We start from the raw sequence: 15,942 nt of genomic DNA, 5'->3' as shown, positions 1-15,942 counted from the left end.
CCGCACTTTGTGAGCAACATTTATGACTACACAACTTGATTTAATAAAATCTTCTATCAAATCAATTCCTAACTATCCAAAAGAAGGCATTATCTTTCGTGACATTACCAGCCTTTTAGAAGTTCCAGCAGCTTTTAAAGCAACAATAGATCTTATTGTGGAACAATATCGCGATAAAGGAATTACCAAAGTGCTTGGAACTGAATCTCGAGGTTTTATTTTTGGCGCACCTGTTGCCCTAGCACTTGGTTTACCTTTTGAATTAGTACGTAAACCTAAAAAATTACCACGTGAAACTATTTCTCAATCTTATCAATTAGAATATGGTCAAGATACTTTGGAAATGCACATTGATGCAATTTCAGAAGGTGACAATGTTTTAATCATTGATGATTTATTAGCAACAGGTGGCACCGTTGAAGCGACAGTAAAATTAGTGCAACGTTTAGGTGGAGCGGTAAAACACGCTGCGTTTGTGATTAATTTACCTGAATTAGGTGGCGAAAAACGCTTAAATAATTTGGGCGTTGATTGCTATACACTCGTCAATTTTGAAGGTCATTAATTAAGGATTCGATGAGCTATCAAGTCTTAGCCAGAAAGTGGCGACCAAAAACATTTGCTGATGTTGTTGGGCAAGAACACATTATCACGGCATTAGCAAATGGATTAAAAGATAATCGACTACATCACGCTTACCTCTTTTCAGGCACCCGTGGTGTAGGGAAAACCTCTATTGCTCGATTGTTTGCAAAAGGATTAAATTGTGTACATGGCGTAACCGCAACACCCTGCGGTGAATGTGAAAATTGTAAAGCGATTGAGCAAGGTAATTTTATTGATTTAATTGAAATTGATGCAGCATCACGCACAAAAGTTGAAGACACGCGCGAATTATTAGATAACGTGCAATATAAACCAGTTGTGGGCAGATTTAAGGTTTACTTAATCGATGAAGTCCATATGCTATCTCGCCATTCATTTAATGCGTTGCTCAAGACTTTAGAAGAACCACCCGAATATGTAAAATTCTTACTCGCGACAACAGATCCACAAAAATTACCTGTAACTATTCTTTCTCGCTGTTTACAATTTCATCTCAAAGCATTAGATGAAACCCAAATCTCCCAGCATCTTGCCCATATTCTGACGCAAGAAAATATTCCTTTTGAAGAGCCTGCATTAATTAAACTTGCAAAAGCGGCGCAAGGAAGTATTCGTGATAGCTTAAGTTTAACCGATCAAGCTATTGCAATGGGCAACCGACAAGTTACTAATAGTGTTGTAAGCAATATGTTGGGGTTGCTTGATGATAACTATTCTATTGACATTTTGTACGCTTTACACCAAGGTAATGGTGAACTCTTAATGCGAACACTGCAAAAAGTTGCAGATGCGGCAGGTGATTGGGATAAATTGCTTGGTGAATGTGCAGAAAAATTACATCAAATTGCACTCATGCAACTTCTTCCACAAAAATCTTCAGATGACAATGAACATTTTTCATTTTTAGCCAAACATATCTCTTCAGAAGATGTTCAGTTTTTTTATCAAGTGATTGTTTCTGGTAGAAAAGACTTATCAAATGCGCCAAACCGTCGAATTGGCACAGAAATGACATTATTGAGGGCATTGGCATTCCACCCAAAGTTCCTTACGGCAGTACCAAAGGCTAACACTACAATTATTCCACCGCCATCAACTCCAAGTGCGGTTGAAAATACAGGTAATTATGTCGATGTGCCAGTACTGTCGCAAAGTATCAAATCAGCTTATTCTCAAGCAAAATCAAATAAAACAGGCATTCCAAATTTGGCAAGTTTTTCGGCTTTAGATGCGCTTGAACATTTAACACAACTCGAAAACCAAGAACGTCAAGAACACAAAGCTGAATCATTAGCTGCAGTAAGTGAGACTTTACATCACATCCAAGAACTAGACGAAGAAAAATCGAATAAAAAAATGACCGCACTTCCTGTGCGCGAAATGTTTGCACCAAAATTAAAAAATGAAAAACTTTCCTCTTTTTCTCCTCAAATAGCTAGTATGGCTAAAGAAGTTGCTATTGTTGAAAATTCTATGGAGGATAATGCCGAAATAATGCAGGAAGAACGGGAGATTTTAGATGCAGAGACTTATCGTTGGGAATGGAGTAATCCAGAACTTGCTAAAGCCGATACAGGCGTTCGTCCTTCCGATATAAAACAGGCGATTTTAAAAGATATTACGCCTGAATTACGTTTAAAAATCATTACCCAAACTCAACAACAAGATGAGTGGGCTGATATGGTGGAACGTTCGGGGGTAACAGGATTTAGCAAAGAATTAGCATTAAATTGTTTCTTGCAAAGTAAAACTGATGATGAAATCAATCTTGGATTACATTCAGAAAAATCCCATCTACGCCAAGAGAGAAGTATCAAGCATTTAACTGAAGCATTAAGTAAACTTCAAGGCAAGGCTATTCATATAAAAATTAACATTGATGACAGTTCTGTCACCACACCGATGGAATATCGCCGTAATATTTATCAAACCTTACGGGAGCAAGCGAGAACAGCACTTCAACAAGACAATAAAATTCTACTTTTACAGAAAGAATTTGATGCTAAACTAGACGTAGAGAGTATTCGCCCAGTTTAGCTATAGTTTGATCTTTATTTATTCAGAACGCATTATCTACGTACAGTATAGTCTCCCTCACAAACCCATTTATAACTTGTTAATGCTTCTAATCCCATTGGTCCACGAGCATGAAGTTTTTGGGTACTCACAGCAACTTCTGCGCCTAATCCAAATTGTCCGCCATCAGTAAAGCGTGTGCTTGCATTCACATAAACGGCAGCGGCATCGACTTGATTGATAAATTGACGTGCGAGGTTTTGTGAGGCGGTTAAAATACTTTCAGAATGTTGCGTACCATATTGGCGGATATGCTCAATAGCCGCATGAATATCTTCCACAATAACGACATTCAAATCCAATGATCCCCATTCTTCGCGTAATTCTTTTTCTGTCACTTCGCAGACATTCGCACCCACTTGTTTCAATATATTAAGTGCGGTGGATTTTGCATGATATTTTACATTTTTGGACGCTAGGTGAGAGACGAGTTTAGGTAAAAATTCTTCAGCAATAGAATGTTGAACTAATAAAGTCTCTAATGTGTTACAGGTGCTGGGACGTTGTGTTTTGGCGTTATCAATAACAAAAATTGCTTTATTTTGATCCGCACTTTCTTCAACGAAAGTATGGCAAACACCCACGCCACCCACAATAACTGGAATAGTCGAATGTTGTTTACACAATTCATGTAAACCAGCGCCACCACGAGGAATAATCATATCCACATAGCGATCTAGTTTTAATAATTGCATAACGAGTTCACGGTTTGGATCGGTAATGGCTTGCACAGCAAATTTGGGTAAGCCGGCTTGCTCTAAAGCATTTTGCACAACTTCGATTAAGATCTTGTTAGAAAACTGCGTTTCTTTACCACCGCGTAAAATTACTGCATTACCCGTTTTAAGGCAAAGACTTGCCACATCAATGGTTACATTTGGGCGAGCCTCATAAATTGTGCCAATGACGCCGAGCGGAGTGCGTACGCGTTCGATTTTAAGTCCGTTATCTAATGTACCGCCGTCTATGATTTTCCCCACAGGATCTGAAAGTGAAATAACGTGGCGTACATCACTAGTAATGCCTTGTAAACGTTCTTGCGTGAGTAGTAGGCGATCAATCAAGGCATCAGACAATCCATTTTGTTTGGCAAGGTCAATATCTTTTGCGTTTTCGGCTAAGATAAGCGGTGCTTGTTGTTCGAGTTGTTCTGCAATAATGGATAATGCACGATTTTTTTCAGCAGTGGTGAGTTGAGCCAAGATAAATGCTGCATCTTTGGCTTGTTTCCCCATTTGTTCTAACATAGTTATTTCCTTTATTGTATTTATTTCTTTTTATTTGGCAGCTTATCTTGTTCTTCCGATGTGAGTTCTTGGTAATTAAACACCGGCAAACCCCATTCAAAATGAATGGCTAAAAGGCGTAAAGTAAAGCTGCTAATAAGTGTGAGTAACACGGCAAGCGTATGTTCTACTTGAAGTGTGCTTAATGCGTAATACGTCAGCGTGGCAAATAGCGCAATGCTGGCGTAGAGTTCTTTTTGGAATACCAGAGGAATTCGATTGCATAGCATATCGCGTAGAACTCCGCCAAAGGCACCTGTAATACAGCCAGCAATACAAACAATGGTAAGGCTATGCCCCATATCCATCGCAATTTGTGCGCCAATAATGGAATACACCACTAAACCCATTGCATCAAGCACCAAGAAAATAGTGCGAAAGTAGCGCATAAAATGATTGATGAATGGCGCAACATATACGGTAATTACCGCCGCACTTGCCACCATTAAAAAATATTCTGGGTGCTTAACCCAGCCGAGAGGATAATGCCCAAGCAGTACATCACGCACAGAGCCGCCGCCAATGGCGGTGACGGATGCGATAATTATCACGCCAAAAATATCCATTTTTTCTCGACCAGCCGCAAGTGCGCCTGTCATTCCTTCAGCAGTGATACCGATGATATATAAAATACTAAGTAACATTCATGTACCTAAGTGCGGTTATAATTGGTTTCATTCTACTTTAAAATTTAATGAATTTTTAGCATAATGGCGCATTATTTTTTCAGACGTCAAAATTATGTCAGAACAATCTTCTAAATATATCGCGGCATTGCTTGCGGTATTATCTATCTCAATGGTGCTTGGCATCGATCTATTTATTTTTTCTTTGCAACCTGAAAAGCAAACAATACCTCATTTAGGTGTAGGCGTATTGGTTGCCCAGTTAATTTCTTTGTTGGTGTTTTATCGCGGCGAAATTTGCCCAGGACAACGTGGTCGTTTAATCAAAGTTAATCTGACTTTTGCTATTTATTGGGCTGTATGGTTGGTGATAAGTTTATTGCAGAATAATCACACGCTTACTAACGTGATGAGCGTATGTGGTCTTTCTGTCGTGTATTTTATTTGGAAACAACCAAAAACTGAAAAAATCCGTAACAGCTTTTTATTGATGGCTGCATTAATTGCGGGTTTAGGGTGCTTGAGTTATTTAATGATTTTTACCGTGCTTCCTGCGAGCGATTTTGCTGAATATAACCCATTTGCACCGATTTTATCTGGCGTGATTTTGGCAAATCTTGCGCTGGTTATTGCACGAAATCGTTTACAAGGTTTTATTGCATTGTTGCCGTTAGCCATGATTATATTGCTGGCCCTAAATGCTTTGGCAATGTTCTTATTTTTACTTTTAAATGGCATGGAAAGTGCGGTTAATTCTGACAGTATTTTCGCCTATATCATTTATTTTGTTTGCCATTTTGTTATTGCGGCTATTTTGATTCTGCATAGTTTCCAAAAGTGGAAATTATCTGCCAATAGTTTATTTATCCTATTATTTATTGCTGTTTGCTTACCTTTATGGATGGTCTTCGTTTAATGAAAAAACAAAGTAATATCGCTTCATTTTTGTTGGTGTTTGGTTGTATTTTATTCGGACTAGGTAGCTTAATTGTTAAGTTTGTGCCTGTAGGTGCTTATGCAATTGCTTTTTGGCGATTATTAATTGCATCAGGAATTTTCTATTTTTTAATGAAACTAAAACGCCAACATTTTCCGAAAAGTAAAAAGGCTTTATTTTTCGCCGCACTTTCTGGGGTGTTTTTAGCGTTTGATCTTGCCTTTTGGCATGAAAGTATTTACGCCGTAGGTCCAGGCATTTCTACCTTATTAAATAGCTTACAAATTTTTTGTTTGGCTGCCATTGGTTTTGTCTTTTTTGCAGAACGTCAAAGCAAACTACAAATATTAAGTTTGTTTTTGGCAATAGTTGGCGTAGCGTTAATTTCTGTCGAAGAATTACAGCATAATATTGACGGAATTTATGGCATTGTGATTGGTTTAATTTCAGCGGTAATGTTGGCTGGTTCTATGGTGATGGTGAAAAAAGTTCATCAAGAAGAGCAAACGGCATTATTTCCATTGATGTTAATTATCAGTTTGACAGGTGCTTTAGTGCTACTTGTTCCATCTTTAATTTTCAATTCAAACAATCTTTATCCAACAACATGGCAGGATTGGGGATTAGTTGTCATTTACGGTGCAGTAATGCAGTGCATTGCTTGGGGCATGATTGCTTATTCAATCCCTTTACTTTCGCTAAGTGTTACTGGATTATTGTTACTCACGGAGCCAGTAGCGGCATTGTTGATTGATTATTTCTATTTGGATAAAGCGATTAATCTTTGGCAATGGCTTGGTGCATTGCTCACTTTATTTGCGATTTATTTAGGATCGAAACGTTAGAAATTATTGTTCCCTCACTAACATTGAGGGAACAATAATGAATTATGAGCTTATTTTCTCTCAGATTTTTTAAGATTTCGGCTGGTTAGAAAGTAATATGCTAACACGGAAATCGCGACACATGCCCCCATAGTAAAGAGCATTGGTGCGGCTGTATCCATTTTCATTGACGCAACTAAACTTCCCATAATTGCGCCCACAGCAAAACGTACGCTGCCAATCAAAGAATTTGCTGTTCCCGCCATTTGAGGACATCTTTCTAAAGCTGATGCCATTGCATTTGATGAAATCACAGGGTTTGGACCGACGAAAAAGGCAACGCCAATTGCCATTGGCCAAAAACCGAGATCTAAAAGTGCGGTCAAAATTAGCCACATTCCAGAAAGGAATTGAATTGTGAGGGCTACCCGTAACATTGTTTCTGCGCCCACTTTAGTGACAAATCGGCTATTCAAAAAGGAGGCAAAGATCATCGTAACAATATTTATCATGAAGAAATAACCAAACTGATCGACAGCAACGCCATAAATGCCGATATAGACAATTGATCCTGCAGTAACAAAAGCAAACAACCCGCCAAATCCAAAAGAGGCGGCAAACATATAGCCAAGTACTTCTTTTTGCTTCCAAAGCAGAAGGAAATTTCGAGCGATAATATTTAAGCGCAGCGGAATGCGATTTTCTTTTTTATGGGTTTCTGGAATGATGAAAAAGACCAATGCTGCGGCTAATAATCCCACAAGCGAAATAACGTAAAAAATCGCGTGCCAGTGGAAAAATTTAACGATGTAACCACCAATAATTGGCGCGACTAAAGGTGCAAGCATAAATACTAACGTGATGGTGGACATCACTTTGGATAGCTGATCTTTACTAAATAAATCACGCAATAATGCGCCAGAAAGCACAACAGGTGCGGCACCAAAGAAACCTTGCACAAAACGAAGTGCGGTGAAATTTCCGACTGAATTTATTTCGGTGAGCACTAAAGCTGTGAGCGCACCTACGATGACTCCGAGTAAAATGATCGGTTTTCGTCCAAAACTATCACCAAAAGGCCCCCAGAAAAGCTGACCAAACGCCATGCCATAAGCAAAAGAGGTGAGTGTGTGTTGCACTTGCTCTGGACTCACACCGAGATCTTTCGCAATTTCTAAAAAAGACGGTAAATACATATCCACGCCAAAAGGTGGTAGCATGGAGAGAATGCCGAGCGTAAGAATAAAGATAAAAGTAGATTTTTGCTGGCTCATCTTATTTCACCAAACTTTCGATTTCACTTTGAGTCAATGGGCGGAATTCGCCTTCTTCTAAGGATTCATCTAGTACAACATCCCCAATTTTCCAGCGATGTAATCCAACGACTTTATTCCCAAGTGCGGCAAACATACGTTTTACTTGATGATAGCGACCTTCAGAAATCGTCAGATTCACATTGTAATCATCTAAAATTTCTAATTTCGCTGGTTTAGTGGGTTCTTTTTCTCCGCGTAATAAAATGCCTTCCGCACAAGCCGCCGCATAATTTTCTTCTACGGGATCAGCTAATGTCACCAAATAGGTTTTTTCACAATGATGTTTTGGGGAAGTGATGCGATGTGACCATTGTCCATCATCGGTAAGCAATACGAGACCTGTCGTATCCACATCTAAGCGACCCGCGCTATGTAATTTGCCCGCTAAAGGGTAATCGAAAAATTGATAAATAGTTGGATAGTCGCCGTCATCATTAGAACAAATACAGCCTTGTGGCTTATGCAACATAAAATACTGGCCTTCTTCCACCCAAGTTAATAATTCATCTTCAAAATAAATTTCGTCTTCTTGTGAAATTTGAACCGAACCACTTTTGACAATTTCACCATTAATTTTTACCGCACTTTGGCGGATCGCTTTTGTTGCTTGAGAACGCGTTAATCCCGTATTTTCAGCAATAAATTTATCTAATCTCATTATGTTTTCTCTTGTTAAAATTCGCTAGGCATTGTACAGGTTTTTGCTTTTAGAACGAAACAAAAAAGGCTGCAATGCAGCCTTTATCGATTAAGCTTGATTAAACCACTTCACGTAATCGAATTGATCGTAATATTTTTTCCCATTCCAGCCAGAAAACTCAAAAATATCGCCCACCTGATTTTGCTTCTCGAAGCCTTTTATATAATAAGCCGATTTAAAAGCAGGGTAGGGCGTGTGAGTAAAAATCACTTTATTTTTGAAAGGGAGTTGATCAAAAAGTTGAATGTCTTTTTCGGTTACGCCATCTCGATCTGTCATCATAATAAAAAGATTGTCTAACTTCATTCGTGATGTGCGAAGTTGCCATTTTTTATTGGCTTCTTGCTCACTGTGATAGTGCATAAAATGAATTTCAAGATCGGCAAGTTTTCCCACTGGATAACTTTTTTCTGTTTGTACGAATGTGAGAGGTTGAGTGAGGTAGAAATCCATATTTTGTAAATAACGCAAAAAATCCTGTGGCGAGAGATAGAGATTCACAAAAGGGGAATTAAACGGCTGGTGCAAATCATGTAAGATAAAAGCTCCCACGCAATTGGCAGAAATGACAGTCATGCCTTGGTTAGTCAATTTACGTTGTAATGAACGATTGATAAAAAATCTTTGACATTTATTTACCGCACTTTTAAGTTTTTGAAATGGATTCATTTTATTATCCTCTATGATTCTCTTGTGAAAATCCTACCTTTTTTGCTGAAAAATGAAAAGTCTAGCTAATGTCTCGCATCAAAAAATTTTGTAATGATTTTGTGAAAATTTGCAGTCTGTCACAATTTTTTGAATAAAAAACCGCTATAATCGACGTAATATTTCAATCCTGTTTCAATAAAATGGAGCATTTATTATGAGTGAACAATTACGTCAAGCAGCCTTGGATTTCCACGAATTTCCAATTCCTGGAAAAATCGAAGTTACCCCAACAAAATCATTAGCAACACAACGCGATCTGGCTTTAGCTTATTCACCAGGTGTGGCTGAGCCTTGTTTAGAAATTGAAAAAGATCCTGCAGCCTCTTACAAATATACGGCGCGTGGCAATTTGGTCGCTGTTATTTCTAATGGTACAGCGGTACTTGGTCTTGGCAATATTGGCGCGCTTGCGGGCAAACCTGTAATGGAAGGGAAGGGCGTATTGTTCAAAAAATTCGCTGGTATCAACGTATTTGATATTGAAGTGAATGAACATGATCCCGATAAACTTGTTGATATTATTGCTTCGTTAGAGCCGACTTTCGGTGGGGTCAATTTAGAAGATATTAAAGCACCAGAATGTTTCTATATTGAACAAAAATTGCGTGAGAGAATGAATATTCCTGTCTTCCATGATGACCAACATGGTACGGCGATCATCAGTGCTGCTGCGATTATCAATTCTCTTCGTATTGTAGGTAAAAAAATTGAAGATGTTCGACTTGTTGCCTCTGGTGCGGGCGCTGCATCTATTGCGTGCTTGAACTTATTGCTTTCTTTAGGTATGAAACGTGAAAACATCACAGTTTGTGACTCGAAAGGCGTAGTATATAAAGGCCGTGATGACAAAATGGATCAAACCAAAAAAGATTATGCAATTGAAGATAATGGCTGGCGTAAACTTGGTGATGCGATTCCAAATGCAGATATTTTCTTAGGTTGTTCTGCGGCTGGTGCGCTTACACAAGATATGGTGAAAACCATGGCTGCGCATCCAATTATTCTTGCTTTAGCTAATCCAAATCCTGAAATTACCCCGCCAGAAGCGAAAGCCGTTCGTCCTGATGCGATTGTATGTACAGGTCGCTCTGATTATCCAAACCAAGTAAATAACGTGCTTTGTTTCCCATTCATTTTCCGTGGCGCATTAGATGTGGGCGCGACTACTATTAACGAAGAAATGAAACGTGCGGCAGTTTATGCCATTGCTGACCTTGCGTTAGAAGAGCAAAACGAAGTTGTAACTTCTGCTTACGGTGGTGAAGGGGCGACATTTGGTGCAGATTATGTGATTCCTCGTCCATTCGATCCTCGCTTAATTGTGCGTATAGCGCCAGCGGTAGCAAAAGCCGCAATGGAATCTGGTGTGGCAACTCGTCCAATTCAAAATTGGGATGCTTATGTTGAAAAACTAACTCAGTTTGTTTACAAAACGAGCTTGTTTATGCGTCCTATTTTCAGCCAAGCAAAAGCGGCAAAACAACGCATTATTTTGGCGGAAGGAGAAGAAAATAAAGCATTGCATGCCACCCAAGAAGTGATTTCAATGGGCTTGGCAAATCCAATCTTAATTGGTCGCCGTAGTGTGATTGAAGAAAAAATTAAAAAACTTGGTTTGCGTTTAACTGCGGGTGTTGATTTTGAAATTGTGGATAACGAAGATAATCCTCGTTATGAAGAATGTTGGAAACATTACTACGAACTTACTAAACGTAAAGGCATTACACCTGCAATCGCAAAACGTGTCGTGCGTTCTAATACAACTGTGCTTGCATCTACTTTAGTGAGTCTGGGCTATGCTGATGGCTTGGTATGTGGTTTATTTGGTTCTTATGGTAAACATTTAGCATCTATTAAGGATATTATTGGGTTAAAAGATGGCGTTAAAGTTGCGGCTGCATTAAATAGTCTTGTATTACCAACAGGAAATGTATTTTTAACCGATACTCATGTAAATACTAACCCAACAGCGGAAGAGCTTACAGAGATTACGTTAATGGCAGCGGAAGAAATTCATCGTTTTGGTATTGAACCTGCTATTGCATTACTTTCTCATTCTAACTTTGGCTCATCGAATTCATTGGGGGCACCCAAAATGCGAGAAGTATTGTATATGGTCAATGAGCGCAATCCACACTTAATGATTGATGGTGAAATGCGTGGCGATTTAGCAATGAATGAAGCACACAGAAGAGAAGTCATGCCTGATAGTCCATTAAAAGGAAGTGCAAATTTATTGGTGTTCCCTGATTTGAGCTCATCACGTATTAGTTATAGCTTATTACGCGGCACCACTACGGCAATTACCGTTGGCCCAATCTTAATGGGTATGAATAAATCTGCGCATATTCTTAATCCGAGTGCATCCGTTCGTAGAATCATTAATATGGTAGCCTATGCGGCAGTAAAGGCTCAGCAAGAGTAATGGATAAATGAAATATAAATTAGGCCCCGTTATTATTGCGGGGCCTTTTATATGAAGTGATTCTAGATTCTAAATATTTTATAAATCAAAATCGCCAAAATCCTTGGTATCTACTTTGGAATCAATTTGACCAACAAGGTAAGAACTTACTTCCACTTCTTGTGGCGCCACTTGCACATTGTCAGAAACCAACCATGCGTTAATCCATGGAATTGGGTTAGAACGCGCACCAAATGGTAATGGAAGACCAACAGCTTGCATACGGATATTGGTGATATATTCCACGTATTGCACCAAAATATCTTTGTTCAAACCAATCATTGATCCGTCTTTGAACAAATAATCTGCCCAGTCTTTTTCTTGTTCCGCAGCAGCTAAGAATAAATCATAGGCTTCTTGTTTACATTCTTCCGCAATTTCTGCCATTTCCGGATCGTCTTGACCTGCTGCCATGATATTTAAAATGTGCTGTGTACCAGTTAAATGTAAGGCTTCATCACGTGCGATAAATTTAATGATTTTCGCATTACCTTCCATTAATTGACGTTCTGCAAAGGCAAAGGAGCACGCGAAAGACACATAGAAACGAATGGCTTCAAGTGCGTTCACGCTCATCAAGCAAAGGTAAAGTTGTTTTTTCAAATTACGCAATGTGACGACACATTCTTTGCCATCTACGGTGTAAGTGCCTTCGCCGTACAGGCTATAAAGTTGGCTATCACGGATTAAATCGTCGTAGTAAGAAGAAATATCACGTGCACGTTTAATGATTTCTTCGTTAGTCACGATATCATCAAACACAATAGACGGATCGTTCACAATATTACGAATAATGTGAGTGTAAGAGCGAGAGTGGATGGTTTCAGAGAATGTCCAAGTTTCAATCCAGGTTTCTAATTCCGGAATTGATACCAACGGTAACAACGCCACGTTCGGGCTACGGCCCTGAATGGAATCCAACAAGGTTTGATATTTTAAGTTACTGATGAAAATGTGTTTTTCATGCTCAGGCAATGCAGCGTAGTCGATACGGTCTTGCGACACATCCACTTCTTCCGGACGCCAGAAGAAGGAAAGTTGTTTTTCAATGAGCTTTTCAAAGGTCTCATATTTTTGTTGATCGTAACGGGCAACGTTAACGTTTTGACCAAAGAACATTGGTTCTTTTAATTGGTCATTTTTGTTTTGTGAGAAAGTAGTATATGCCATTTTATTTTCCTATTTAACTATTTATGACTAACAGGAGGTGTTGTTGGTTTTATAGGGGTTGATTGTTCTTTGACTTTTACATTAAAATCATCAAATTTTAATTTATAATTTTCCGTAGATAATCTTCCATTTGTAGTTCTTAATGTTATGTGACTCATTACAATAGGTTCTTGGTTTTGTTTATGTTTCATATTATTTATTCTCCTTCCGAAGGATGTTGTGTGGTTGAAATTATAAGATTCTTATATGGTTCACATATTGAGAGCCTAAATGCTGTATAAAGTTTAATAGCTTTTCCTTCTGATATTTTATAAACATCAGCATTTTCAAGATATATTTCAAATAACTCTTTATCTTCATGAAAAGAATTGACAACTCCTCTAATAAACAAATCCTTATCCCAAATAGTTATGTCTACATATTGGTCTTTATTATTTTTTAATAGTTGCGGAAATACTCCATAATCTCCATACTTTCTAGATACATTAAACTTAAGAAGAAATCTAGCCAGGTACTCTTTATGATCTATGTAAATAAAGAATAACCCGAGGAAAAATGAAACTATGCTAGCAGCAATGACTTCATTATAAGGTAAGTTTATACTTGTACTAACATCCCATACTTGAAGATACTTTGCATTATTTAATGAGAAGTTTTCATATCCAACTTTAGCACATTGATTTAATAACGAAAGAATTTGTAATATTAAATAAGATAATATGCCATACGAAATTACGAATAATGAATATTTATAGTTGTTCCACTCTTTATGTTCAGTGAATTTATCTATAAGCATAGTAACTATGATGCCTGGTAGCAAAAGCATTACAATTTTTATTGTCAATTCATTCATATTAACTAACCAAAATGATGTTAATCCCTCCTCTTAAGAAGGGATTGCTACCCATTAAATCTTACAAGCCCCACCAACACAGCTGTCATCAAGATCTTCTTGAGCATCTTCGGCACCGTCACGGGTGTTTTGGTAGTAAAGGGTTTTTAAGCCGTATTTGTAAGCGGTTAAAAGATCTTTTAACAACACTTTCATTGGTACTTTACCATCTTCAAAACGTTTTGGATCGTAGTTGGTGTTGGCGGAGATCGCTTGGTCTACGAATTTTTGCATAATACCGACTAGGTGTAAGTAGCCGTCATTGCTTGGGATATCCCAAAGTAATTCGTAGTTGTCGCTTAAGTTTTCGTACTCAGGTACAACTTGTTTTAGGATGCCATCTTTTGACGCTTTAATACTTACATGACCACGCGGTGGCTCAATACCATTGGTCGCATTTGAAATTTGCGATGAGGTTTCCGATGGCATTAAGGCGGTTAATGTTGAGTTACGTAAACCAAATTCTTGAATATCTTTACGCAAACTTTCCCAATCATAATGTAGAGGCTCTTGTGTTAAGGCATCTAAATCTTTCTTATAGGTATCAATAGGTAAAATGCCTTTTGCATAAGTGGTTTCATTGAAGTATTCGCAAGCACCTTGCTCTTTGGCTAAGTTCATAGAGGCTTTTAATAAATAGTATTGAATGGCTTCAAAAGTGCGGTGAGTTAAATCATTAGCTGAACCATCAGAATAACGAACACCATTTTTCGCAAGATAATAGGCATAGTTAATTACACCGATACCTAATGAACGACGAGCAAGCGAACTACGTTTTGCCGCCACCACAGGGTAATCTTGATAATCTAATAATGCATCAAGTGAACGCACTGCAAGATCGGCAAGTTCTTCTAATTCATCTAAGTTTTCAATCTTACCTAAGTTAAATGCGGAAAGGGTACAAAGTGCGATTTCTCCATTTTCATCATTAATGTGCTGAAGTGGCTTCGTTGGTAACGCGATTTCTAAACATAAGTTAGATTGGCGAACTGGTGCCACTTGTGGATCAAACGGCGAGTGAGTATTACAGTGGTCTACGTTTTGAATGTAGATACGGCCTGTTGATGCACGTTCTTGCATTAATAAAGAGAAAATCTCAACGGCTTTGACAGTACGTTTGCGGATAGTTGGATCTTGTTCGTATTTTACGTAAAGTTCTTCAAATTTGTCTTGATCCGCAAAGAATGCTTCATAAAGTCCAGGTACATCTGATGGACTGAATAAAGTAATCTCGCCGCCTTTAATTAAGCGTTGATACATTAATTTGTTTAATTGGACGCCATAATCCATATGACGAACACGGTTGTCTTCTACACCACGGTTATTTTTTAACACAAGTAAGCTTTCTGCTTCTAAGTGCCAAATTGGGTAATAAAGTGTCGCAGCACCGCCACGAACGCCACCCTGTGAGCAAGATTTCACTGCAGTTTGGAAATATTTATAGAATGGAATACAACCCGTATGGAATGCTTCACCGCCACGAATCTCACTGCCTAGTGCACGAATTGCACCTGCATTAATACCAATCCCCGCACGTTGTGAAACATATTTCACAATAGCTGATGCCGTTGCATTGATTGAATCTAAGCTGTCATCACATTCAATTAATACGCAAGAGCTGAATTGACGAGTTGGTGTACGCACTCCCGCCATAATTGGCGTTGGTAATGAGATTTTGAAGGTGGATGTTGCATCGTAGAAACGTTTTACATAATCCAAACGCGTTTCTTTTGGATATTTAGAGAATAAACTGGCGGCAACGAGTAAATAGAGGAATTGTGCTGATTCGTAGATTTCACCCGTCACACGGTTTTGAACTAAATACTTACCTTCTAATTGTTTTACGGCAGCATAAGAGAACGTCATATCACGCCAATGGTCGATGAAATTGTCCATTTCATCCCATTCTTCGCGGGTATAATCATCCAATAAGGCATGATCGTATTTTCCCATGCGCACTAATTTTTTGACGTGATCGTATAAACGCGGCGGATCGAAATGACCGTAAGCCTTTTTACGCAAATGGAACACCGCAAGGCGCGCAGCAAGGTATTGATAATCCGGAGAATCTTTGCTGATTAAGTCCGCAGCTGCTTTAATAATGGTTTCGTGAATGTCTGAAGTACGAATGCCTTCATAAAACTGAATGTGAGAACGCAATTCCACTTGTGAGACGGACACATTCTCCAGTCCTTCTGCAGCCCACGTAATCACACGGTGGATTTTATCAAGATTGATTTGTTCCTGCGTGCCATCACGCTTGGTTACCATTAAGCTTTTATTCATTGTACGACCCTTGTTATTATGGCAATGTTAAACACAAGATATAGTGTT

The 15,942-nt window shown here is 38.6% G+C and carries 14 protein-coding genes; 5 read left to right on the top strand and 9 right to left on the bottom strand.

The genetic code is table 11. From position 1 onward, the window contains the following. Positions 1-22: 22 nt before the first annotated feature. Positions 23-565 (top strand): adenine phosphoribosyltransferase, encoded by a 543-nt coding sequence (apt, locus tag KKW16_RS01495; RefSeq protein ID WP_215767837.1) that lies wholly within the window; start codon positions 23-25, stop codon positions 563-565. Positions 566-576: 11 nt separating this feature from the next. Further along, complete coding sequence (dnaX, locus tag KKW16_RS01490; protein WP_215767836.1) at positions 577-2,643, top strand: DNA polymerase III subunit gamma/tau; 2,067 nt, start codon at positions 577-579, stop codon at positions 2,641-2,643. Positions 2,644-2,675: 32 nt separating this feature from the next. Here dnaX and proA read toward each other — a convergent pair whose 3' ends face one another. Together proA and KKW16_RS01480 are read right to left on the bottom strand one after the other, a co-directional pair. Beyond that, the gene (proA, locus tag KKW16_RS01485) at positions 2,676-3,929 is read right to left on the bottom strand and encodes a glutamate-5-semialdehyde dehydrogenase (RefSeq protein WP_215767835.1); all 1,254 of its coding nucleotides are present in this window, start codon (positions 3,927-3,929) and stop codon (positions 2,676-2,678) included. 20 nt (positions 3,930-3,949) lie between these two features. Further along, positions 3,950-4,612: a trimeric intracellular cation channel family protein gene (locus tag KKW16_RS01480; RefSeq protein ID WP_005652973.1), complete on the bottom strand. Its 663-nt coding sequence runs from the start codon at positions 4,610-4,612 to the stop codon at positions 3,950-3,952. A gap of 97 nt (positions 4,613-4,709) precedes the next feature. On the opposite strand from KKW16_RS01480, the gene KKW16_RS01475 reads away from it, so the two are divergent. Next, positions 4,710-5,510 (top strand): HI_1241 family integral membrane domain, encoded by an 801-nt coding sequence (locus tag KKW16_RS01475; RefSeq protein WP_215767834.1) that lies wholly within the window; start codon positions 4,710-4,712, stop codon positions 5,508-5,510. Continuing rightward, entirely contained in the window at positions 5,510-6,376 is an 867-nt protein-coding gene (locus KKW16_RS01470; protein WP_252347858.1) for a DMT family transporter, read from the top strand. The genes KKW16_RS01475 and KKW16_RS01470 overlap by 1 nt, the downstream gene beginning before the upstream one ends. 50 nt (positions 6,377-6,426) lie before the next feature. Here the strand turns inward: KKW16_RS01470 and KKW16_RS01465 are convergent, their stop codons facing one another. From KKW16_RS01465 to KKW16_RS01455, 3 genes are all read right to left on the bottom strand, one after another. Then, complete coding sequence (locus KKW16_RS01465) at positions 6,427-7,629, bottom strand: Bcr/CflA family multidrug efflux MFS transporter (protein ID WP_215767832.1); 1,203 nt, start codon at positions 7,627-7,629, stop codon at positions 6,427-6,429. Position 7,630: 1 nt separating this feature from the next. After that, entirely contained in the window at positions 7,631-8,329 is a 699-nt protein-coding gene (gene rsuA, locus KKW16_RS01460; RefSeq protein WP_215767831.1) for a 16S rRNA pseudouridine(516) synthase RsuA, read from the bottom strand. Between the two features lie 90 nt (positions 8,330-8,419). Further along, the gene (locus KKW16_RS01455; RefSeq protein ID WP_215767830.1) at positions 8,420-9,040 is read right to left on the bottom strand and encodes a DUF1919 domain-containing protein; all 621 of its coding nucleotides are present in this window, start codon (positions 9,038-9,040) and stop codon (positions 8,420-8,422) included. A gap of 196 nt (positions 9,041-9,236) precedes the next feature. Between KKW16_RS01455 and KKW16_RS01450 the strand changes: the two genes are divergently transcribed. Then, the gene (locus tag KKW16_RS01450; protein ID WP_215767829.1) at positions 9,237-11,507 is read left to right on the top strand and encodes an NADP-dependent malic enzyme; all 2,271 of its coding nucleotides are present in this window, start codon (positions 9,237-9,239) and stop codon (positions 11,505-11,507) included. Positions 11,508-11,585: 78 nt separating this feature from the next. On the opposite strand, the gene nrdB is transcribed toward KKW16_RS01450, so the two are convergent. From nrdB to nrdA, 4 genes are read right to left on the bottom strand one after another with little or no spacing between them, the layout of a single operon-like run. Next, positions 11,586-12,716 carry a class Ia ribonucleoside-diphosphate reductase subunit beta gene (gene nrdB, locus KKW16_RS01445; RefSeq protein ID WP_065264663.1) on the bottom strand — a complete coding sequence of 377 codons (1,131 nt, stop codon included), beginning with the start codon at positions 12,714-12,716 and terminating at the stop codon, positions 11,586-11,588. A gap of 17 nt (positions 12,717-12,733) precedes the next feature. Next, positions 12,734-12,907 carry a hypothetical protein gene (locus KKW16_RS01440; protein ID WP_215767828.1) on the bottom strand — a complete coding sequence of 58 codons (174 nt, stop codon included), beginning with the start codon at positions 12,905-12,907 and terminating at the stop codon, positions 12,734-12,736. A gap of 5 nt (positions 12,908-12,912) precedes the next feature. Further along, positions 12,913-13,569 (bottom strand): hypothetical protein, encoded by a 657-nt coding sequence (locus KKW16_RS01435; protein WP_215767827.1) that lies wholly within the window; start codon positions 13,567-13,569, stop codon positions 12,913-12,915. Positions 13,570-13,623: 54 nt separating this feature from the next. Next, positions 13,624-15,894, bottom strand: coding sequence for a class 1a ribonucleoside-diphosphate reductase subunit alpha (nrdA, locus tag KKW16_RS01430; RefSeq protein WP_215767826.1), 2,271 nt, complete (start codon positions 15,892-15,894; stop codon positions 13,624-13,626). Positions 15,895-15,942: the final 48 nt, after the last annotated feature.

Origin of the sequence: Haemophilus sp. SZY H8 (assembly GCF_018829755.1) — a bacterium.
In the GTDB taxonomy this organism is placed as follows: domain Bacteria; phylum Pseudomonadota; class Gammaproteobacteria; order Enterobacterales; family Pasteurellaceae; genus Haemophilus; species Haemophilus haemolyticus_K.
Note: the sequence above shows the minus strand (reverse complement) of the source record. Positions and strands in the feature narration are given on the sequence as shown.